Origin of the sequence: Candidatus Glomeribacter gigasporarum BEG34 (genome assembly GCF_000227585.1) — a bacterium.
In the GTDB taxonomy this organism is placed as follows: Bacteria; Pseudomonadota; Gammaproteobacteria; order Burkholderiales; family Burkholderiaceae; genus Glomeribacter; species Glomeribacter gigasporarum_B.
This window is the reverse complement of the sequence record NZ_CAFB01000035.1, coordinates 73,398-92,612: the sequence shown is the minus strand read 5'-3', so window position 1 is coordinate 92,612 and position 19,215 is coordinate 73,398. Positions and strand designations below refer to the sequence as shown.

Sequence of the window (19,215 nt, the reverse complement as noted above, 5' to 3'; positions counted from 1 at the left end):
ACCTAATTTTCCATGCAACAAAAGTACCCACCGGCCGCGCTCGAAGCGGCCGTTCAGCGCGATTGGGCCGCGCGCGAAGTCTACAAAGCGGTCGAGACGGCTTCCAGAAAAAAATTCTATGGCGTATCGATGCTGCCCTATCCATCGGGCAAATTGCACATGGGCCATGTGCGCAATTACACGATCAACGATGTAATGATCCGTCAAATGCGCATGAAAGGTTTCAATACCCTGATGCCGATGGGTTGGGACGCTTTTGGCCTGCCCGCTGAAAATGCCGCGATTGCACACGGTATTGCGCCCGCGCAGTGGACGTATCGCAACATCGCCGCGATGAAAAAACAGTTGCAGGCGCTAGGACTGGCGATTGACTGGTCGCGCGAAATCACAACCTGCGCGCCCGGCTATTATCAATGGAATCAATGGCTGTTTCTCAAGATGTTGGAGGCGGGTCTGGTGTACCGTCAGACGGGGCCGGTGAATTGGGACCCGGTCGATCAAACAGTGCTCTCGAATGAACAGGTCATCGACGGGCGCGGCTGGCGTTCAGGCGCATTGGTGGAGAAACGCGAAATCCCGATGTACTACTTGCGCATTACGCGCTATGCCGACGCATTGCTGGCAGACCTAGATCATCTCGGCTGGCCGGAGAGCGTCAAGCGGATGCAGCAGAATTGGCTCGGTAAAAGCGAGGGTGTGACGGTTGCCTTTCCCTATCATCTGGACGGTCAACCGCAATCGCTGCGCGTCTTTACCACGCGCGCCGATACAATCATGGGGATTGCCTACTGCGCGATTGCGCCGGAGCATCCGTTGGCGGCGCGTCTGGCGCGCGCGCGGCCCGCGCTACAGCGTTTTCTCGAAGAGTGCAAATGCGGCGGACTGGCCGAGGCCGATCTCGCGACCACCGAGAAAAAGGGCATTGCAACGGGCTTCTTTGTCCAGCACCCGCTGACCGGCCAGAACATCGAAGTCTGGATTGCAAATTACGTGTTGATGCGGGTTGGAGAGGGCGCGGTGATGGGCGTGCCCGCGCACGATGCGCGCGATTTCGCGTTTGCGCAGAAATACGGTTTGCCGATCAAGCCAGTGATTGAGGTCAACGGCCAGGCGTATTCCGCCGCGCGCTGGAATGATGGGTACGCCGAGTCTGGCCTTTGTATCCAGAGCGGGAAATACGATGGCCTGTCTTCCGCGGAGGCGATTAAAGCCGTCGGCGCCGATTTAAAAGCGCGCGGCTTGGGCGAACCGTGCACGCGCTGGCGACTGCGCGATTGGGGCATCTCAAGGCAGCGGTATTGGGGTACGCCGATCCCGATGATTCATTGCGATGCGTGCGGCGTCGTTCCGGTCCCGCGCTCCGATTTGCCGGTGCGCCTGCCTGAGGACCTTGTTCCGGATGGCTCGGGCAATCCGCTGGCAAAGTCCGCCGCTTTTATCGATTGTGTATGCCCGCAATGCGGGGCGCGCGCGCGCCGCGAGACGGACACGATGGATACGTTCGTCGACTCGTCGTGGTATTTCTTGCGTTATGCGTGCCCCGGCGCGGCGGAAATGGTCGATGCGCGCGTGAATGACTGGATGCCGATGGATCAGTATATCGGCGGCGTCGAGCATGCGATTCTGCATCTGCTCTATGCGCGTTTCTGGACTAAAGTGATGCACGGTCTAGGCCTGGTGGCGTTTGATGAACCTGCGCAGAATTTATTTACGCAGGGCATGGTGTTAAATCAGACCTATTATCGAGAGCCGTCTTCAGGTCAGCGGCAGTGGTTCAATCCAGCGGAAGTCACCCCCATTTTCGACGACAAGGGCCGACTGCGCGGCGCAACGCTGAACGCGGACGGCCAGCCTGTGGAAGCGGGCGGCATCGAGAAAATGTCGAAGTCAAAAAATAATGGCGTCGATCCGCAAACACTGATTGACCAGTACGGCGCCGATACAGTGCGCCTGTTTACGATTTTCGCCGCGCCGCCCGACGCGCCGCTCGAATGGTCGGGCGCGGGCGTCGAGGGCGCGCACCGCTTTTTGCGCCGGCTTTGGACGCTCGGCCAGCAATTCGCACAAGCAGGTGTGTTGGCAGGCAGCGGCCAGCAAACGCAACCTCAATCCGCGCTGCGGCGTGAAATTCATCAATTGTTAAAACAGGCCGAATTCGACTACCAGCGTTTGCAGTACAACACCGTCGTTTCTGCGGCGATGAAAATGCTCAATGCGCTGGACGCCGCCCTCCCGGACAGTGCGGATGAGGCGAATCACGCCGTGATGCGCGAAGGATGGAGCATTTTGCTGCGCGTGCTGTATCCGGTCGTGCCGCACATCAGCACGGCGCTCTGGCAAAGGCTTGGATTCAGCGCTGAGTCCGGCGGCGCGCTGCTAGACGCCCCCTGGCCGGAAATAGATTCATCCGCGCTCGCCGCCGCTGAAATCGATTTGGTGCTGCAAATCAACGGTAAAACGCGCGGCATGCTGAGAGTCGCTCAAGATGCGGCGCGCAGCGCAATCGAACAGGCCGCGCTTGAGCATGAACTATTTGCCCGCTTTGACCAGGGGAAGCCGCCTAGAAAAATCGTGGTGGTGCCGGGGCGCCTGGTGAATATTGTGGTTTGATTGTCTGGCTTTGGAGAGATATAGCCAAGCGCATTTCATCTGATACGGCGGCTTCAAAGCTCGCCGTATTTGTATACTGTCTTCGCGGCTGCTTCCTTGTCTCAAATTAAATGCGCTTGACTATATTGATGAGGCGTTCCATTGATCTCGCTGTTTCGACGGTGCTGGCATTGCTCATCTCCGCGTGCGGATTCCATCTGAAAGGGCAGCAACACTACGCCTTTGAGCGCCTGTATATTGAGGCATCCACACAGATCAGCCAGAACGTGAGCGCGCGTCTGAAAAGCATGATTGCAAGAGGAAGTCACGTAAGAGTGGTTGGCCATCCAAAGGATGCGGATGCCATACTGGTGCTCGATGCCATACGCAGCCGCAGTGCAAAAAGTCTGAGCGCGCATGGCGCAACGGAAGAATACGCGCTTGAAATGATCGTGAATTATCAGTTGAAGAATGCGGCATGGCNCGGTGCTGCTTGGGCCAGACCGGCTGATATTGCATCGTTCCATGACCTATAACAATCAATACGCGCTTTCCAAAGCCATTGAATCTGAACAGCTCTATCAGGATATTGAGAATGACGCCATTGATCAGTTATTGCGCCGTCTCGCAGCGGTGCAGCGTCTTAAAACTGCAGATTAATGTGGATTGACAATGCGGATGCGCTGGCCGGGCATTTAAGCCGCGGACTGGCAAGATGCTATGCGGTATGCGGAAATGAACCGCTGCTGGTTCAGGAAGCGCTTGACCAAATCCGGCGTCATGCGCGCGCCCAGTCGTATACCGAGCGCGCGATATTTACGGTTGAGCGCGGCTTTGATTGGAGCATGCCGCTTGGCCTAAGCTGTTCGCCGGCCCTGTTTGGCGAACGCCGCCTGCTTGATCTGCGCATTCCCAACGGACAACCCGGCAAAGCAGGCGCGGCAGCGCTGCAAAGCCTCTGCGCCGCTGACTCTCCCGATCTGCTCATTCTCATTACGCTGCCGCGGCCCGACGCAGCCGCGCAAAAAAGCGCCTGGTATCACGCGCTGCTCAATGCAGGCGTGGTGGTGTGCATTGAGCGCGTTGAGCGCGCCCATTTGCCCAACTGGTTAAAGCAACGTCTGGAAGCGCAGAACCAGCGCGCGCCGGCCGGCGAGGAAGGCGCGCGCGCGTTACAATGGCTTGCGGAGCGCGTCGAGGGCAATCTGCTGGCGGCGCATCAGGAAATCCAGAAATTGGGGCTGCTTTATCCGCCGGGCGAGCTGAGTGTTGAGCAGATTCAAACGGCAGTGCTGGATGTGGCGCGTTACGATGTCTTCAAACTCGGCGAAGCGATGCTGTCTGGAGATGTCGCGCGTCTGGCCCGCATGCTCGATGGATTGCGCGGCGAGGGCGCGGCGCCTGTTTTTATCCTGTGGGCGCTGGCGGAAGAGCTGCGCGCGCTCTGGCGGATTAAGCAGGGACTTGCAGCCGGCCGGCCGCTGACTGCGCTGACGCGCGAAGCGCGCGTCTGGGGGGCGCGCGAGAAACTTATCGGCCCCGCGGCGCAGCGCGTCAGCATGGCCGCGCTTCATGCAGCGCTGACATTCGCCGCGCGCCTCGACCGTCAGCTCAAAGGTTTGCCCCAACCCTTCAGAGGAGAGCCGCGCGGCGCAATGCCGCAGATGGATCCTTGGCGCGGCCTGTTTGAACTGGCGATGCGGATTTCAGCGCCCGAAAAGTCAATGAAAAACACAAACGAGCGCATTTTTCAGCGAGATTGCTCTTCCGCGAGCGCATCGCTGCGCAGTGCACGCCGCTGAAAAATGCGCTAATAAATGACTTTTTCCAGCTTACACTCCTGCAACACCGTGGTTGCGATTTCCTCTATCGATTTATGGGTTGAACAAAGATAGGGAATATTTTCGCGCTCCATCAACGTCTGCGCTGCGCTGATTTCAGCGCGGCAGTTTTCCAGTGCGGCATAGCGGCTGCCGGGACGCCGCGCGGCGCGGATTTGGGAGAGACGATAAGCGTCAATCGATAAACCGAACAGCTTGGATTTATAGGCCGCAAGCGGCCCCGGCAATGCGCCGCGCTCGAAATCCTCCGGGATTAACGGATAATTCGCCGTTCTCACGCCATACTGCATGGCCAGATAGAGGCTGGTCGGCGTTTTGCCGCTGCGCGAGACGCCAATCAGAATCACCTCGGCCTGTTCAAGATTATGGTCTGATTGGCCGTCATCGTGCGCGAGTGAAAAATTAATCGCCTCGATCCGCTGGCAATAGGCTTCGCTATCTGCTGTCCAGTGCCCGCGTCCAATCGCATGGCTAGCTTCAATGCCCAGTTCCTGCTCAAGCGGTTCAACAAAAGTCTGAAAAATATCCATCACCAGCGCGCGCGCGCCTTTCACCATTTCGTTCAAAACCGGATCGACCAGTGTGGTAAACACAATGGGCCGCCGTTCACTCTCCAGCGCGGTCTGGTTGATTCTGTCCGCGGCCAAAGCCGCTTTAATGCGCGAATCGATAAAAGGCAGACGGAGCAAACGGAATTTCAGATTGAATTGCGACAAAATCGAGTGCGCGAACGTCTCGGCGGTGATGCCGGTTCCATCGGAGAGAATAAATACGGTTAAGCTCATAAGCTCGTGTGTGTGTTCAGAATGAGCGCGCTAGAATAAAGGATAAACAAACAGGGGGTTGAATGGATATTCTCGATCATGATGCCTATGTGTTGCCGTTTGAACAATTGCGGATGCGGGATATCGCCTCGGTCGGCGGCAAAAATGCTTCGCTGGGAGAAATGATCAGTCAGTTGGCGGAGGCGGGCGTTCGGGTGCCGGGCGGATTTGCAACGACCGCGCGCGCGTATCGGGATTTTCTGAGACAAAAGGGTCTGAGCGCACAGATTGCGCGCCGCTTGGACAATCTGGATGTTGATCATGTGATGGCGCTGGCCGCTGCCGGCAATGAAATCCGTCAGTGGATCCTCGATACCCCATTACAGCCCGCATTGGTTGAGCAGATTCAAAGGCATTTTGAACGGCTGCAGAACCCTGCGCCGGCCCCTCTTTCATGTGCAGTGCGCTCATCAGCCACCGCCGAGGATTTACCCGACGCTTCATTTGCGGGACAACAGGAAACCTGGCTGAATGTCGTCGGCATCGGCGCGGTTCTGGAGCGCGTCAAAGGCGTTTTTGCGTCCTTGTACAACGACCGCGCGATTGCTTACCGCGTGCACCAGGGCTTTGCGCATGCGGATATCGCATTGTCCGCCGGCGTGCAGCGGATGGCGCGCTCGGACCTGGCCGCCTCCGGCGTGATGTTTACGCTCGATACCGAATCGGGTTTTAGGGACGTGGTCTTTATTACTTCCAACTACGGTCTGGGAGAGACGGTGGTTCAGGGCGCGGTCAATCCGGATGAATTCTATGTGTTCAAGCCCGCGCTGGCGAACGGCCATATGCCGATCATCCGCCGCGCGCTGGGTTCCAAACTCATCAAAATGCAATTTTCCGGGGCATCCGCTGGCGGCGTGGAGACTATTGAAGTCGCGCCGCAAGCGCGCGCACAGTATTCCATTGCGGATGAAGAGGCGATTGCGCTCGCAAGGCTGGCGGTCAAAATCGAGCGGCATTACGACCGGCCAATGGATATCGAATGGGCCAAGGATGGACGCGATGGCCAGTTGTACATTTTGCAGGCGCGGCCTGAAACCGTAAAAAGCCAGCGCGCTGGCCGCGTCGAACAGCGTTTCAGACTCAAGACCTCAGCGCCGGTATTGGCCACCGGCCGCGCAATTGGCCAGAAAATCGGCGGCGGCCCGGCGCGGATCGTCCGCAATGCCGCGCAGATGGCGCGCGTGATGCCAGGGGACGTGCTGGTGGCCGATATGACCGATCCCAATTGGGAGCCGGTGATGAAACGCGCGGCGGCGATTGTGACGAACCGCGGCGGACGCACCTGTCATGCCGCCATTATTGCGCGCGAGCTTGGCGTGCCCGCCGTCGTCGGCTGCGGCAATGCAACTGAAGCGCTAAATGACGGCGCGCTGGTGACCGTTTCGTGCGCGGAAGGTGACGAGGGCAGGATTTACAGCGGCGCGCTGGAAACCGAAGTCAGCGAGGTACGGCACGACAATTTGCCCGATCTGCCGGTCAAAATCATGATGAATATCGGCAATCCGCAACTCGCCTTTGAGTTCTGTCAATTGCCGAATGCGGGCGTTGGACTCGCGCGGCTGGAATTCATTATCAACCATGCGATTGGGGTGCATCCGAAGGCGGTTCTTGAATATCCCAATCTGAAACCGGATGTGAAGGAAGCTGTTGAGCGCGCCGCGCGCGGCTACGCATCGCCGCGCGCGTTCTATATCGAGAAACTGGCCGAAGGGGTGGCGGCTATTGCAGCCGCGTTTTATCCCAAGCCGGTCATTGTCCGGCTCTCCGATTTCAAATCCAATGAATATAGAAAACTGATCGGCGGCGTTGATTACGAACCGGAGGAAGAGAATCCGATGCTCGGTTTTAGAGGCGCAGCGCGTTATCTCTCTGAGGATTTCGCGCCGGCGTTCGAGATGGAATGCGCGGCCATCAAACGGGTGCGCGAAATGATGGGGTTCGCCAATGTCGAATTGATGGCGCCCTTTGTACGCACGCTGAAGCAGGCCGAGCGCGTGGTTGAGCAACTCGCTCGATTTGGATTACGGCGCGGCGAGCAGGGTTTGCGCTTGATCATGATGTGCGAAGTGCCGTCAAACGCCATTCTTGCCGCCGAATTCTTGTGCTATTTCGATGGCTTTTCAATTGGCTCAAACGATTTGACGCAACTCACGCTTGGCCTGGATCGAGATTCAGGCATGCCATTGCTTGCGCAGGATTTCGATGAACGCGATCCAGCGGTACGCTTTATGCTGCAGCGGGCCATTGATGAATGTTTGCGTCAGAACAAATACATCGGTATTTGTGGACAGGGGCCTTCCGACCATCCGGATTTCGCCGCCTGGCTGATGCAGACGGGCATTACGTCGATTTCGCTGAATCCGGATACGGTGATTGAAACATGGCGGAAGTTAGCCGCGCACTCCACGCCGGTTTAGAATTCAATGGATTTTAGAATTCAATGAATTCAAACCCCTCTCAACACCGCTATCACGATGGCCAAGAGGGCTTCTGAATAGATGTATCAAATCATTGTCATAGTGAGATTCAACCATCAGACACTAGGACTAAACATAGGATGCAGGCTGTGATTTGGTGGGTATTCGCGGCGGCGCTGGTCATTGCCGAATTGCTGAGCGGAACCTTTTATTTACTGATGCTCGCACTCGCTGCCGTTGCAGGCGGCGTTGCGGCGCTGGCAGGCGCTGCGCTGACGGTTCAATTATTCACCGCGACCGCGTGCGCTCTGGCTGCGCTTGCAGCGCTGCGCCGCGCGCGCAAACGGTGGCATAATCGCTGCGCCGCGCTCAATTTTGATATTGGCGCGCGCGTCTATATCGAAAACTGGGATGGCCGCACCGCGCGCGCGATGTATCGCGGCGCGCAGTGGAATATCGAATACGCCGGTACGGAACAGCCTGGAAATCGAAACTGGTATGAAATCCGCGAAGTGCGGGGGAATTGTTTAGTGGTGGCTCCTTTGGAAGCTTCCACAACGTCTGTTTGAGGAGAGATGATGTTGTTTAACACCAGCCTGATTGCACTGGTTCTGTTTGTCGTGATTGCCGTCGCGATTGCGCAGACGATCAAAATTATTCCGCAACAGCATGCTTGGGTGGTTGAGCGGCTGGGCCGCTACCATAAAACGCTGACGCCTGGGCCAAGCTTGGTTGTGCCGTTTATCGACCGCATCGCGCACCGGCATGTATTAAAAGAAATTCCGCTCGATGTGCCGAGTCAGGTGTGTATCACGCGCGACAATACCCAGTTGCAAGTCGATGGCGTTTTGTATTTTCAGGTCACCGATCCGGTCAAAGCCTCCTACGGTTCAAGCAATTTTGTGTTTGCGATTACGCAGCTCTCACAAACGACATTGCGCTCGGTGATTGGCAAGCTCGAACTCGACAAAACCTTTGAAGAGCGTGAGCTGATTAACCATAGTATTGTGAATGCGCTCGACGAAGCGGCGGCGAACTGGGGGGTTAAAGTCCTGCGTTATGAAATCAAGGATTTAACGCCGCCGAAGGAAATCCTGCACGCGATGCAGGCACAGATTACCGCGGAGCGTGAAAAGCGCGCGCTCATTGCCGCCTCGGAAGGCAAGAAACAGGAACAGATTAATCTGGCTTCCGGCGCGCGCGAAGCGGCGATACAGAAATCGGAAGGGGAAAAACAGGCGGCGATCAATCAAGCGCAGGGACAGGCTGCCGCGACTCTGGCGGTGGCTGAAGCGAATGCGTGCGCAATTCAGCAAATTGCCGCGGCGATTCAGTCGGCGGGCGGGAGCGACGCGGTGAATCTGAAAATTGCCGAACAATATATCAGCGCATTCGGCAATCTGGCGAAAGCGGGCAATACCTTGATTGTGCCCGCGAATCTGAGCGATATGAGCGCACTGATTGCATCGGCCCTGGCGATTGTGAAGCAGGGCAAGTAGTTTGAACGGTCTATCTCAAAATACGACGCACAATCATCTGCTAAAGATCGGGCTGGTCGCCAATATTTTTGAATGGTATGAATTCGTTATTTATGCCTATATGGCCGACGTGATCGGCCAACTCTTCTTTCATTCTGAAGACCCTATCCATAGATTGATTCAGGCCTTTGCCGCTTTTGCCATTGGCTATCTTGCCCGGCCCCTGGGGAGTCTCTTCTTTGGCGCGATGGGAGATCGGGTTGGCCGCGGCGCTCCGATCAAAATCATGCTCGTGGCGATGGCAGTGCCGACCGCGCTCATCGGACTGTTGCCGACTTATCAAAATATTGGCTGGATTGCGCCCCTTTTATTGCTGGCCTTAAGATTGACCCAGGGGTTTGCGTTAGGGGGAGAGTTGCCTGGAACAGCCTGTTATATTTTTGAAGCCGCGCCCTCTGAACGTAAAAGCATTTTATGCAGCGTTGTTGTTGCGAGCATCGCTCTGGGTTCTTTATTGGCCACGCTGGTCGTTTTTTTATTATTTCAATATTTTGATCGTGAGACGATTCACGCATGGGCCTGGAGAATTCCTTTTCTGCTCAGCATTCCACTCACGGTTGCGATCGGCTATATCCGGCGCGAGATTCATCATATTCCCCTACAGCAGAACAATCGCGCGCATACGAGCGTTGATGTTCCGAAACAATCGCTGCTTAAAACAGCCGCGCCCGTTGCGCTCATCTGTGCATTCCTGAATGTCTTCTTTTATACGCTGGTTGTCTGGATGCCGTCTTATCTGATTTATTTTCTAAATTATCCCCATCAATGGGCGTATTTAACCAATACCTTGACTTTAGCGGCACTGGTGCCCGTTATTTTATTCTCAGGCTATGCCGGTCAATTGATCGGCTATCAAAGACTGATGACCGCGAGTATCATCATGGCGATTGTGCTGATCTGTCCACTGTGGTTTTTGCTTCAGCGGGGTTCTTTCGCAGCGGCATTGGCCACGCAATTGCTCTTGGTTTTACCCTTGGAATGCGCGGGCGGAGTCCTGATGGAAATGCTCGCCAGACAATTCCCGCCTTTGATACGCTGTCGCGGCATGAATCTGGCGTATACATTTCCCATTGTTTTATTCGGAGGCACCGCGCCATTCATCAACACCTGGATGATTCAGAAAACCGGCCTGCTGATCTTCCCCGCTTTATACATCATGTTTTTTGGGATTCTGGCGCTGCCTTTTGCGTGGCGATTGAAGTCCGGAGAAGTTTTATAGCGCATTTTTCAACGGCTTGCACTGCGTCGCTTCGTGGCAAATCACCTGAAAATGCTCTGGAGCCAAGATTTTCGTACAGCCGTGCTGGCAAGGCGCGCCGACGCAGACAGTACAATGAGAGTACGGCAAGGAGGCGCAACGCCGCCAGCGCGGCTGCGGAAATCTTGGCCTAAAGCTCGTAGCGGCCCCAGACAAACACCACACTGCCTTTTATATTCACCGCTCCGGGTATGCGCGGAAGCCCTGTGGTCATCAATGAAAAACGGCTGAAACGCACGGTTGCAAGGGGTAATATAATGGGAAATGGGATATACCAGCCGTCTGAGCGCGTAGAAAGCGCAACGGTATAGCCCGCGCCTAAGGATACAGAAGAGGCAATCGGCTGAGTAAACCATTGCCGCGCATAACCCGCAATAGGTTGAGGATCATAGTGGGAATCTGAGAATACGAGGGCGTAGATGAGGCTCTCGCGTCCATTTGCATCGATTCTGCGTTTTCCAAACCCGGCCCCATAGGCGTAAGCGTTCAGCCGCCCGCGGTCTTCTCTTGTAAAGCCATCCGGCGCATGCCAGACATAACCGCTGATATACAGATCCCGGACCCCTTCCCGCGCGATATGCAGCATATGCGCTTTTGCTTCGGAAAGCCGCGTTGCGGCCCAGCGCGTCAGCTCTGCAGCGCAGGACTCTGCCGGAAATCGGGCAACTCCGGAAACCACATAGATCAGCGTCCAAAGCCGGGGTCGAAACGAAAAGCGCCTCATGCCGCTTTGAGGGCGAGCGCTGCCTCACGATAGTGTGCGTTCGCTTTTGGATGGTCATCCAGCGACTCGTATAAGCGCGCAAGCGCGCGATGTATCAACACTTTCAGTTCACCCGTCTCATCTGCCTCCAGAGTGATGCGCAACGCCTTTTCCAGAAAAGCTTGCGCCTTACCCCACAGTCTTTGTTGCTGGCACAGGCATCCCAGCGCAAAAAGCACATCAGGATCGTCTGGATGCTGGACTTGCCAGGATTCGGCCCGTTGAATCAGCGGATGGGGATCATCGCCCGCGCATTCCGCATAGCAGCGCAGCAGATGCGCATCCCATTGTTTGTCAAGGGCGGTTTCAATGATCTGACGGGCTTCTTTATACGCCCCGCAGTCCACAAATAAGCGCGCGGCAAAAAGAGCGCAGGAAGGCGTATAGCGCTCGCTCGCGGGCAGCGCGGCCCAGCATTCCCGCAGCGTTTGTGCATCATGGCGATGTTCATGCAATAGATGTTGCGCGGCGGTCTGGCGCAGTTGCTGCGCAGCGGCGCGGTCAATGGCCGCGCGCGCCTCAAGCGTTTTGACGGCTTTCAAGACTTCATTCCAGTGTTCAAGCTGCCGGTGCGCGCGCAATGCAATTCTCTGCGCGTGCAGACGGTGCGCGCCGCGGGTCTGGATTTCATCCAGCGCGGCCAGCGCGCCGGCGGCATCGTGCGCGTCTAAACGCATTTCGGCGGTCGCGATCCATTTTGCTTCCTGCCAGCGCGCGCGCTTGATGCGCTCCAGCCATTCATCGCGGCGCGCATATTCGCGCATCTGGTGCGCCGCGCGCGCGCCGATCAGCGCGGCAGCCCCCTGATTGTCAGCCGCGCGGCAGGCGGCTTGAGCGGATTTTTCAGCGCGCGCAAAACGTCCGGCGCTCAGATATTCCCATGCCTGACGCAAAGCGGCGTGCGCTTTGGCAACGCGGGCGCGCGCCCGATAGGCCGCCAGACGGGCCGGCATTTTCCACAGATTGCTGAGCAGGCGAATCAGCGCATAGAGCGCGATGCCCGCTGCAATCAGGATCACGATCAATAAATTGAGCGAGAATTCAAGGCGGTAGGGGGCATACAGGATAATGACCTGTCCGGCTTCGCGTTGACCCAGAACGGCGAGCGCAGCGGCCGAGGCAAATAATACGATTAGCCACAAAAATCCTCGGATGGACATGGGTCAACTCCGGCTTCTATATTGACGCACGGCGTGCACGCTTGCGTCGATATTGAGAGTTGTGGCTGCTTCAGAAGCCTGTACAAGCTCTGACAGAATATCATGCACGGATTGAACCGCGGGCGCGGCGGCATCGAAATAACGCAGGATATGCGCTGCCGCCTGCAGATCTGTTTTAAGCAGGGCGTGATTGCGCGCAAGCAGCGCAAGACGCGCGGACAAAAGCCGCAATTTCAGATTCTCCCGCGCGAGCAGCCCTTGCTCCGGGGTGATCAGCAGCGCGTGGTCGCGGTCAATGCGGCGCATTTGCACCAGACCGGACCATTGCTGTGCAATGCCTGCGCTGAACCGTTCCCACCATTTTGTCCACGCGAGCGCATTTTTCAGTGGCTGGCCCTGTGTCGCTTCTTTGCTTTGTGTATTCGCTGGATTTCCCGCCGTTTGGGCTAGAGCATTTTTCACTGATTTCCCCTGTGTCGCTTCAGCGTTTTCGGTATTCGGGATCGCTGCGGGGTCGCCTCCATCGCTGCGCGATGGAGACCTGCTCCGCCCGCATCGATCCCCATACTGTCTTCGCGCTCGCTCCTTGGGTAAATCGACTGAAAAATGCTCTAAGGATATGGATGCCGGTTTTGAGGCGTGCGGTTGACTGACAAGCGGCAACCTGTCCGCCTGGGCAAGCGCGAGCTCAAGTTTGGCAGCGAGTTCAGCGTATGGGGAAGTTTGCAGCGCCTGAATATCGCGCTCAATGGCTTTACGCGCTGTCTGCGCGCGCAAGGAAGAATCCGCTGCCAGACGCGCGGCCGCGTGCTGCAGCGCAAACAGCGCAAGCGAGACATTGCCGGTCAGCTTTAACTGTTCATTCGCGGCGGCGAGCATCTGCTCGAGTTCGGCGGCTTTCCAGTTTTCATGGCCGCGCTCGGCATCCTGGAACAGGTTTTCAAGCGCCTGAAGCCGGTTCTGCACATCCGTGAGCTGTTCAGCCCATTGCGTCTGTGGCGTATCAGGCGCCTGCTGTGTCTGCACACTGGATTGAAGGTCGGCGAATGCGCGTTCGATGGCCTGTTGACGCTTGGCAAGCCGCATATGCGCACGGCTGAATTTCCGGTCCAGTAGAAAACCGCCCGCGCATGCAGCGGCGGCGATGAATAGCGCGACCAGCCAGAGGAGGAGCAGACCGTAGACAGAGCGCGATTTTGCGGCTTTTGAACCGCTGGAATGCGAAATCGGGGAAGGCTGCGGCTGCGTGATATCTGTGGAATCAGTCATATTCAAGTGCGCGAAAATGAGCGGATGGAAGCCAATAACGCATGCGTGATGGATTCGTCAGACAGACCAGACTGCATCATCCTAGCAAAACCTGCCGCCCGCGCGGCATGCGCAATGCGCGCGTGCGGCGCGACAATGGGCGCCTCTGTCAAGCGGCGCTGATCCCGCGCGCTCAGCTGCGTACGCGCGAGCGCGCTTAAATGCCGCACGCCCGCCGAACTGGTCAGCAACCATGTATGCGGACAGCCCGCAATCAGGGCGCGTATCCGCGTCCATTGCGACGCGGCCGGAATCGCCGGGATGCACTGATACGCCGCCACGGTGTCAACGCGCGCATGATGCGCATCCAAGACTTTGGCCAGCCATTCACGGCCGCGGTCTGCGCGCAGAATCAGCGCGCGCCGCCTCGCCAAAGAGGCCAAGCCCAGCCTCTGGTCGAGCGCGTCCGCCAGCGCTTCGGAGCCATACGCTTCAGTATATTGCGCCCCTTGCGCGCGGTCCTGAACAGAGGGCGCAATCACGCGGTAATCCGGCTGGGCAATCCCAAGGGAAGCGAGCGCTCGCGCGCTGCCGGGCCCAACCACGCCAATCGGCACCTGGCGCGGCCAGTTTCCATGCGGCAAATGCGCAAGCGCATAATGTACCGCATTCGGTGAGGAAAAAATAACCAGCGCATATTGTTCAAGCATTGCCAATGCGCGCGCGAGCGGCGCATCATCCTTTGCCGGCGCGATTTCCAGCAGCGGAAACTCAAGCGTCTCAACATGATGCCGGGCCAGTGTTTGCCGCAAAACGGCGGATTGCCCGCGCGGGCGCGTGATGATAGCGGTACCGGTACTAGACAGGTGCATCCTAGGTCATATTCTCAATTAAGCAAGCCATTTGCAAATACAGGAGAGATTGACCCTAGTCGCCTAATGAAGATCGAGCTGCCGGCGTCTCGCTCCGCGCGCTCAAGCGCCTGGAGCGGGTCTTATTTCATTGAGGGGCCTGCAATACCAAGCGCTTACACTCAGCCTTAGGCAATTTATTGTATAGTCCCGAAGTGTGGAGGAGTCAATGTTGTACCCGCTTGTCCTTGTCCGTCATGGTCAATCGCTCTGGAATCAGGAAAACCGTTTCACGGGCTGGGTCGATATTGATCTGACTGAACAAGGCATTCTTGAAGCGCGCCGCGCCGGGCAGTTGCTAAAGGCGCTTGGCTACCATTTTGATATTGCGTATACCTCTGTACTCAAGCGCGCGATCCGCACGCTCTGGCATATCCAGGACGAACTGGCGCAGATGTATATACCGGTCATTCATAGCTGGCGGTTGAACGAGCGTCACTATGGCGCGCTCACCGGCCTGAATAAGGATGAGACGACCGCGCGTTACGGCGCTGCACAGGTGTTGCAGTGGCGGCGCAGCTACGATTGCCCGCCGCCCGCGCTGGAGCGCGCCCGCGCGCGCGCCCTTTACGATGATCCGCGCTATGCAAAACTGTCCCCTGCACAGAGGCCGCTCACGGAATCTTTACAAGATACGGTTGCGCGCGTTGTGCCGCTCTGGAATGAATCCATTGCGCCCGCGCTCAAAGCGGGCAAACGCATTTTGATGGTTGCGCACGGAAATTCCTTGCGCGCCCTGATGCAATATCTTGAGCATGTTTCTGCGCAAGATATTGTCCACCTGAATATTCCCAACAGCATCCCGCTCGGTTATACATTTGATGCGCCGCTCAAGCCACGCACACATACCTGTTTGGCTCCTGTACATGGATAATCCGTATTTCCCATATTCCTCAGGAGTTTCGCACAGCCGCGCTGGCAAGGCGCGCCGACGCAGACAGTACAAGTAGTACGGCAAGGAGGCGCAACGCCGCCAGCGTGGCTGTGCGAAACTCCGTTCCTCTTCTGCCAAAGCAGTTACAATTCCGTGTCTAGCCAAGCGGCTGCTCCTTGAAGCAAAAGAATCTGAATAGCTTGTTTCATGCTCAAATATTTTAAAAATACGGGTCTGATTGCCATCGGTCTGGCGGCCGGCATATTGGCAGGGGTACAGTTTGCCACCCAAACCAATGCGCAAGGCCCGGCTGATCGCGCTGCCCAGAAATCCACCCAGCTTCGCCAGCCAGGGCCGTTGCCGCTTGAGGAATTGCGCTTGCTCGCGGAAGTGTTCGGGCAGGTTAAGCAGAGTTATGTGCAACCTGTGGATGACAAGCAATTGTTGACCGCAGCCGTTAAAGGGATGGTATCGAGTCTTGACCCGCATTCTTCCTATCTCGATTCCAAGGAATATCAGGAATTGCAGGAACAGACCTCCGGCCGCTTTGCCGGACTGGGCATTGAGATTTCCCAGGAAGACGGCTGGGTCAAAGTGATTGCGCCGATCGAAGATACGCCCGCGTTTCGCGCCGGTATTCAGCCCGGCGATCTGATTATGCGCATCGACGACAAGGCCGTGCGCAATATGACGTTGAATCGGGCCGTCCAGAAGATGCGCGGCAAAGCCGGGACGAAGGTTAGGCTGACCATTTTCAGGAAAGCCGCCAATCGTACCTTTTCACTGACGCTTACGCGCGCTGAGGTACATGTGCAGAGCGTGAAAACCAAGCTGATTCAGCCCGCTTATGCATGGGTGCGCATTACCAGTTTTCAGGAAGATACCGTTGCCTCTCTCGCAGAGAAATTAAATGAAATTGCGCGGCGCACGCCTCATTTGAAAGGGCTGATTCTTGATTTGCGCAGCAACGGCGGCGGTTTATTGCAAGGCGCGGTGGGCGTGACCGCCGCATTTGTGCCGCGCGATGCGCTGATTGTGTCAACCAACGGCCAGGAACCGGGGGCAAGAAAAATGTATCGCAGCGCCCTGGCGGACTATCGCTTACCGTCGTTGAGCGCGGACCCGCTCAGGAATCTGTCGCCGGTTTTCAAAACCGTGCCATTGGTGGTATTGACAAATGCCTATTCCGCCTCCGCTTCCGAAATTGTCGCGGGCGCTTTGCAGGATCATCAGCGGGCGCAGATCATGGGTAAAACCACCTTTGGCAAAGGCTCGGTGCAAACAGTCCGTCCTCTGACCGCCGATACCGGTCTGCGTTTGACGGTAGCGTATTACTACACGCCCAGCGGACGCTCGATCCAGAATAAAGGGATACACCCCGATCTGCCGGTCGATCAATATCCGGATGGAGATCCGGACGAGGTGTATATTACGCGCGAAGCGGATTATTCAAATCATCTCGCGAATACACAGGAGCCAGGTGAAGAAAAAGAAGCGCGCGAACAAAGGCGCCTGGAGCAAATCCGGCTGCTTGAGGAGCAGAATGCGAAGAAAACGCCTGAGCAGCGCGAAAAAGACCGGCAGCGTACGCCGCCCCTATTCGGCAGCGAGGACGATTTTATGGTCCAGCAAGCCTTGCATTATTTGAAGGGCGAGCCGGTCCAGACTTCCAAATCCCTACTTGAACGCGCTTCTGCAACTGCCCGGTCGGGCCAATCGGCCCCGCGTTCAGAGCCGTTTACTTCCGAATAAGGAAGGGCGTGCGGTTCCTGCCAGCAATCCATTTGGGCTCTTTTCCGCGGCCCGACCATTTTTCTTCCGGATTCGCCGGATTGTAATATTTGGGTTCAACGCGCACGCGAGGACGTAACTTATTGCTTTTGCCAAGCTGAATGCCAAGATCGGCGCATGTAATTCCATAGATCTGCATTTTTCTTTTAATATCGTTTACAACCGCGTCAAACTCCGCTGCCTTGGCTGTCTCGATCTGCTGATCCAGTTTCTCGCGTTGAGAGATTAATTCTTGATATGAGGACATTTCGGTTCCTTTGGAAAAATCAATATTCAAACGACGCGCCTTTTATCCAGCGCAAGCCGCTGGCAAAGGCTCTGAATTTCTAAATAATACAAGGGTCTTCCTGTTTCTTGAATTGAATGAAACAAATTTTTACCAATTCGATGACTGATGGCCTAATCAGAATTTTTATACAAACAGTAATCCCCGACTATTCTGAAGATTTTTTACATTAATTCAATGTCTCTTTATAAAGAATTATCTTAAAAGTAATAAGGTTTATTCTTTAATGCTTGTATCAGGCAAGCGCTAGAGCATTTTTCAGCGAGATTGCTACTTTCGCGAGCGCATCGCTGCGCCGTGCAGTCTGCTGAAAAATGCGCTCATTCTGGAGAATGATGATGCAGACCAACACGCTTCTACGCGCCCGCTTGGGCACGATGGCGCTTTTTTTTATCAGCGGCGCGCTCTATGCCTCCTGGGGGCTGCATGTGCCCACGATTAAAGAAAAGTTCGCGTTGAGCGACATCATGTTAGCTGTTGCGTTATTCATGGTGGCCGCCGGCCCTATAAGCATCATCACGCATATCGGCGTCTGGGTTGCGCGCGCTGGGGGGCGCACGGCGTGTACCGCGGGCGGGTTGTTCGTGTGCGCCTGTCTTGCGCTGCTTGTATGGATTCCCTGGTTTGCTTTATTGCTGCCGCTGCTCGTGCTGTTCGGCATCAGCACCGGAGTGATGGACGTTGCCGTGAATGCAGAAGCAGCCTCGGTCGAAATCGCGCTCCGCAGGCCGATCATGTCCATGATGCACGGCGTTTTCAGCATCGGCGGCGCAACGGGCGCAGCGCTCGGCGGTCTCGCGCTGAGCGCTGGAATGACGCCCTTGCGCCATCTGCTGCTTGTGTCTGCGATTGGCGCGATCGTTGCGCTGATCGCCCGGCCCGCGCTGTTGCCGCCCGCCGATACTCGCGCGGCCGCTCAGCCGCGCGGCTCATGGCGAGGGCTATGGCTGCTCGGCAGTCTTGCATGCGTCGCTTTTATTGCCGAGGGCGCGCTGTATGACTGGACCACAGTGTATATGCGCGACTCATTGCATACCCAATATGGAGTGGCCGGGGCGGCCTATGCGGTCTTCTCCGCCGGAATGGCACTCGGACGTTTCTTTGGGGATCCCATTCGCGCGCGCCTCGGCAATCAGAAATGCGTGCAGCTCAGTGGCGTGCTCGCGTGCATCGGGATGAGCATCGCCCTGGTCTGGCAAACACCCTGGGCCGCATTGGCGGGGTTTATGCTGACCGGGCTGGGCCTGGCCAATCTCGTGCCCGTGATGTTTGCCGCAGCCGCGCGCGTCCAGGGCGCGCATGCCGCTGAAAGCATCGCGCGCGTGGCTGGTATGGGCTATGTTGGATTTTTGTTGGGGCCCGTGCTGATTGGCGTGATTGCACATATCGCCACCTTGCCGGTCGGCTTGTCTCTGGTGGCCATTTGCGCGGCGCTGATTGCGGGCTTCGGCCCGCGCGCGCTGCGCGGGCAAGCGTCGGGGAACGAATAACGGAGTTCCGCATTCTACCGGAAAGATATTATTTTGAATCCTTGTTCGCAGTGTCAATGGCGTTTATTTGAATGTTCCTGGCGAATCAATGAATGATCAAATACGGACTTACGCATGCAGCGTAAAGTATTTTTTAATCTTATTTGATTCATAGGTTTTTTTATGTTTTTTCCAGTTTCTAACATGCAAATATCTCAAATTATCTCAGAGATAAATAAAACGCTC

General features: G+C 56.5%; 17 protein-coding genes. 11 read left to right on the top strand and 6 right to left on the bottom strand.

Going from position 1 to position 19,215, the window contains the following annotated elements; translation table 11 throughout:
* The first annotated feature begins 12 nt into the window (after positions 1-12).
* The 4 genes from leuS (at position 13) to holA (ending at position 4,391) form a co-directional block, all read left to right on the top strand.
* Positions 13-2,610 carry a leucine--tRNA ligase gene (gene leuS, locus CAGGBEG34_RS01705; protein WP_006682171.1) on the top strand — a complete coding sequence of 866 codons (2,598 nt, stop codon included), beginning with the start codon at positions 13-15 and terminating at the stop codon, positions 2,608-2,610.
* 110 nt (positions 2,611-2,720) lie between these two features.
* On the top strand, positions 2,721-3,125 hold the full coding sequence (locus tag CAGGBEG34_RS01700) for an LPS assembly lipoprotein LptE (protein WP_081463706.1): 405 nt from the start codon (positions 2,721-2,723) through the stop codon (positions 3,123-3,125).
* A complete protein-coding gene (locus tag CAGGBEG34_RS11920) occupies positions 3,115-3,249 on the top strand; it encodes an LPS-assembly lipoprotein LptE (RefSeq protein WP_275226113.1) in 135 nt (44 codons plus the stop codon). The genes CAGGBEG34_RS01700 and CAGGBEG34_RS11920 overlap by 11 nt, the downstream gene beginning before the upstream one ends.
* On the top strand, positions 3,249-4,391 hold the full coding sequence (gene holA / locus CAGGBEG34_RS01695; protein WP_006682170.1) for a DNA polymerase III subunit delta: 1,143 nt from the start codon (positions 3,249-3,251) through the stop codon (positions 4,389-4,391). Before CAGGBEG34_RS11920 ends, holA begins: the two co-directional genes overlap by 1 nt.
* A gap of 8 nt (positions 4,392-4,399) precedes the next feature.
* On the opposite strand, the gene ppsR is transcribed toward holA, so the two are convergent.
* Positions 4,400-5,215 carry a posphoenolpyruvate synthetase regulatory kinase/phosphorylase PpsR gene (gene ppsR, locus CAGGBEG34_RS01690; protein WP_006682169.1) on the bottom strand — a complete coding sequence of 272 codons (816 nt, stop codon included), beginning with the start codon at positions 5,213-5,215 and terminating at the stop codon, positions 4,400-4,402.
* A 62-nt stretch (positions 5,216-5,277) separates the two neighbouring features.
* On the opposite strand from ppsR, the gene ppsA reads away from it, so the two are divergent.
* The 4 genes from ppsA (at position 5,278) to CAGGBEG34_RS01670 (ending at position 10,428) form a co-directional block, all read left to right on the top strand.
* Positions 5,278-7,671 (top strand): phosphoenolpyruvate synthase, encoded by a 2,394-nt coding sequence (gene ppsA, locus CAGGBEG34_RS01685; protein WP_006682168.1) that lies wholly within the window; start codon positions 5,278-5,280, stop codon positions 7,669-7,671.
* Between the two features lie 140 nt (positions 7,672-7,811).
* Positions 7,812-8,240, top strand: coding sequence for a hypothetical protein (locus CAGGBEG34_RS01680; RefSeq protein WP_006682167.1), 429 nt, complete (start codon positions 7,812-7,814; stop codon positions 8,238-8,240).
* Between the two features lie 6 nt (positions 8,241-8,246).
* Positions 8,247-9,170: an SPFH domain-containing protein gene (locus tag CAGGBEG34_RS01675; RefSeq protein ID WP_006682166.1), complete on the top strand. Its 924-nt coding sequence runs from the start codon at positions 8,247-8,249 to the stop codon at positions 9,168-9,170.
* A gap of 1 nt (position 9,171) precedes the next feature.
* Complete coding sequence (locus CAGGBEG34_RS01670) at positions 9,172-10,428, top strand: MFS transporter (RefSeq protein WP_006682165.1); 1,257 nt, start codon at positions 9,172-9,174, stop codon at positions 10,426-10,428.
* Between the two features lie 169 nt (positions 10,429-10,597).
* Here the strand turns inward: CAGGBEG34_RS01670 and CAGGBEG34_RS01665 are convergent, their stop codons facing one another.
* Genes CAGGBEG34_RS01665 through CAGGBEG34_RS09520 form a run of 4 tightly spaced genes read right to left on the bottom strand, consistent with a single transcriptional unit; the run spans position 10,598 to position 14,510 of the window.
* Positions 10,598-11,191 carry a Palmitoyl transferase for lipid A gene (locus tag CAGGBEG34_RS01665; RefSeq protein WP_006682164.1) on the bottom strand — a complete coding sequence of 198 codons (594 nt, stop codon included), beginning with the start codon at positions 11,189-11,191 and terminating at the stop codon, positions 10,598-10,600.
* The gene (locus CAGGBEG34_RS01660) at positions 11,188-12,390 is read right to left on the bottom strand and encodes a heme biosynthesis HemY N-terminal domain-containing protein (protein ID WP_006682163.1); all 1,203 of its coding nucleotides are present in this window, start codon (positions 12,388-12,390) and stop codon (positions 11,188-11,190) included. The genes CAGGBEG34_RS01665 and CAGGBEG34_RS01660 overlap by 4 nt, the downstream gene beginning before the upstream one ends.
* A gap of 3 nt (positions 12,391-12,393) precedes the next feature.
* Positions 12,394-13,659, bottom strand: a complete 1,266-nt coding sequence (locus CAGGBEG34_RS09525) for a uroporphyrinogen-III C-methyltransferase (RefSeq protein WP_050009275.1) — start codon at positions 13,657-13,659, stop codon at positions 12,394-12,396.
* A 2-nt stretch (positions 13,660-13,661) separates the two neighbouring features.
* A complete protein-coding gene (locus CAGGBEG34_RS09520; protein WP_006682161.1) occupies positions 13,662-14,510 on the bottom strand; it encodes a uroporphyrinogen-III synthase in 849 nt (282 codons plus the stop codon).
* Between the two features lie 211 nt (positions 14,511-14,721).
* On the opposite strand from CAGGBEG34_RS09520, the gene gpmA reads away from it, so the two are divergent.
* Entirely contained in the window at positions 14,722-15,423 is a 702-nt protein-coding gene (gpmA, locus tag CAGGBEG34_RS01650) for a 2,3-diphosphoglycerate-dependent phosphoglycerate mutase (RefSeq protein ID WP_042687636.1), read from the top strand.
* 207 nt (positions 15,424-15,630) lie between these two features.
* Positions 15,631-17,175 (top strand): S41 family peptidase, encoded by a 1,545-nt coding sequence (locus tag CAGGBEG34_RS01645; RefSeq protein ID WP_006682159.1) that lies wholly within the window; start codon positions 15,631-15,633, stop codon positions 17,173-17,175.
* Here CAGGBEG34_RS01645 and CAGGBEG34_RS01640 read toward each other — a convergent pair.
* A complete protein-coding gene (locus CAGGBEG34_RS01640; RefSeq protein WP_006682158.1) occupies positions 17,162-17,461 on the bottom strand; it encodes an H-NS histone family protein in 300 nt (99 codons plus the stop codon). The genes CAGGBEG34_RS01645 and CAGGBEG34_RS01640 overlap by 14 nt on opposite strands.
* A gap of 374 nt (positions 17,462-17,835) precedes the next feature.
* Between CAGGBEG34_RS01640 and CAGGBEG34_RS01635 the strand changes: the two genes are divergently transcribed.
* Positions 17,836-18,990 (top strand): MFS transporter, encoded by a 1,155-nt coding sequence (locus CAGGBEG34_RS01635; RefSeq protein ID WP_203224819.1) that lies wholly within the window; start codon positions 17,836-17,838, stop codon positions 18,988-18,990.
* Positions 18,991-19,215: the final 225 nt, after the last annotated feature.

Coding starts and splice junctions, on each gene's coding strand:
- leuS (WP_006682171.1), top strand. CDS start 13: ATGCAACAAAAGTACCCACCGGCCGCGCTCGAAGCGGCCGTTCAGCGC.
- CAGGBEG34_RS11920 (WP_275226113.1), top strand. CDS start 3,115: ATGACCTATAACAATCAATACGCGCTTTCCAAAGCCATTGAATCTGAA.
- holA (WP_006682170.1), top strand. CDS start 3,249: ATGTGGATTGACAATGCGGATGCGCTGGCCGGGCATTTAAGCCGCGGA.
- ppsR (WP_006682169.1), bottom strand. CDS start 5,215: ATGAGCTTAACCGTATTTATTCTCTCCGATGGAACCGGCATCACCGCC.
- ppsA (WP_006682168.1), top strand. CDS start 5,278: ATGGATATTCTCGATCATGATGCCTATGTGTTGCCGTTTGAACAATTG.
- CAGGBEG34_RS01680 (WP_006682167.1), top strand. CDS start 7,812: ATGCAGGCTGTGATTTGGTGGGTATTCGCGGCGGCGCTGGTCATTGCC.
- CAGGBEG34_RS01675 (WP_006682166.1), top strand. CDS start 8,247: ATGATGTTGTTTAACACCAGCCTGATTGCACTGGTTCTGTTTGTCGTG.
- CAGGBEG34_RS01665 (WP_006682164.1), bottom strand. CDS start 11,191: ATGAGGCGCTTTTCGTTTCGACCCCGGCTTTGGACGCTGATCTATGTG.
- CAGGBEG34_RS01660 (WP_006682163.1), bottom strand. CDS start 12,390: ATGTCCATCCGAGGATTTTTGTGGCTAATCGTATTATTTGCCTCGGCC.
- CAGGBEG34_RS09525 (WP_050009275.1), bottom strand. CDS start 13,659: ATGACTGATTCCACAGATATCACGCAGCCGCAGCCTTCCCCGATTTCG.
- CAGGBEG34_RS09520 (WP_006682161.1), bottom strand. CDS start 14,510: ATGCACCTGTCTAGTACCGGTACCGCTATCATCACGCGCCCGCGCGGG.
- CAGGBEG34_RS01645 (WP_006682159.1), top strand. CDS start 15,631: ATGCTCAAATATTTTAAAAATACGGGTCTGATTGCCATCGGTCTGGCG.
- CAGGBEG34_RS01640 (WP_006682158.1), bottom strand. CDS start 17,461: ATGTCCTCATATCAAGAATTAATCTCTCAACGCGAGAAACTGGATCAG.
- CAGGBEG34_RS01635 (WP_203224819.1), top strand. CDS start 17,836: ATGATGCAGACCAACACGCTTCTACGCGCCCGCTTGGGCACGATGGCG.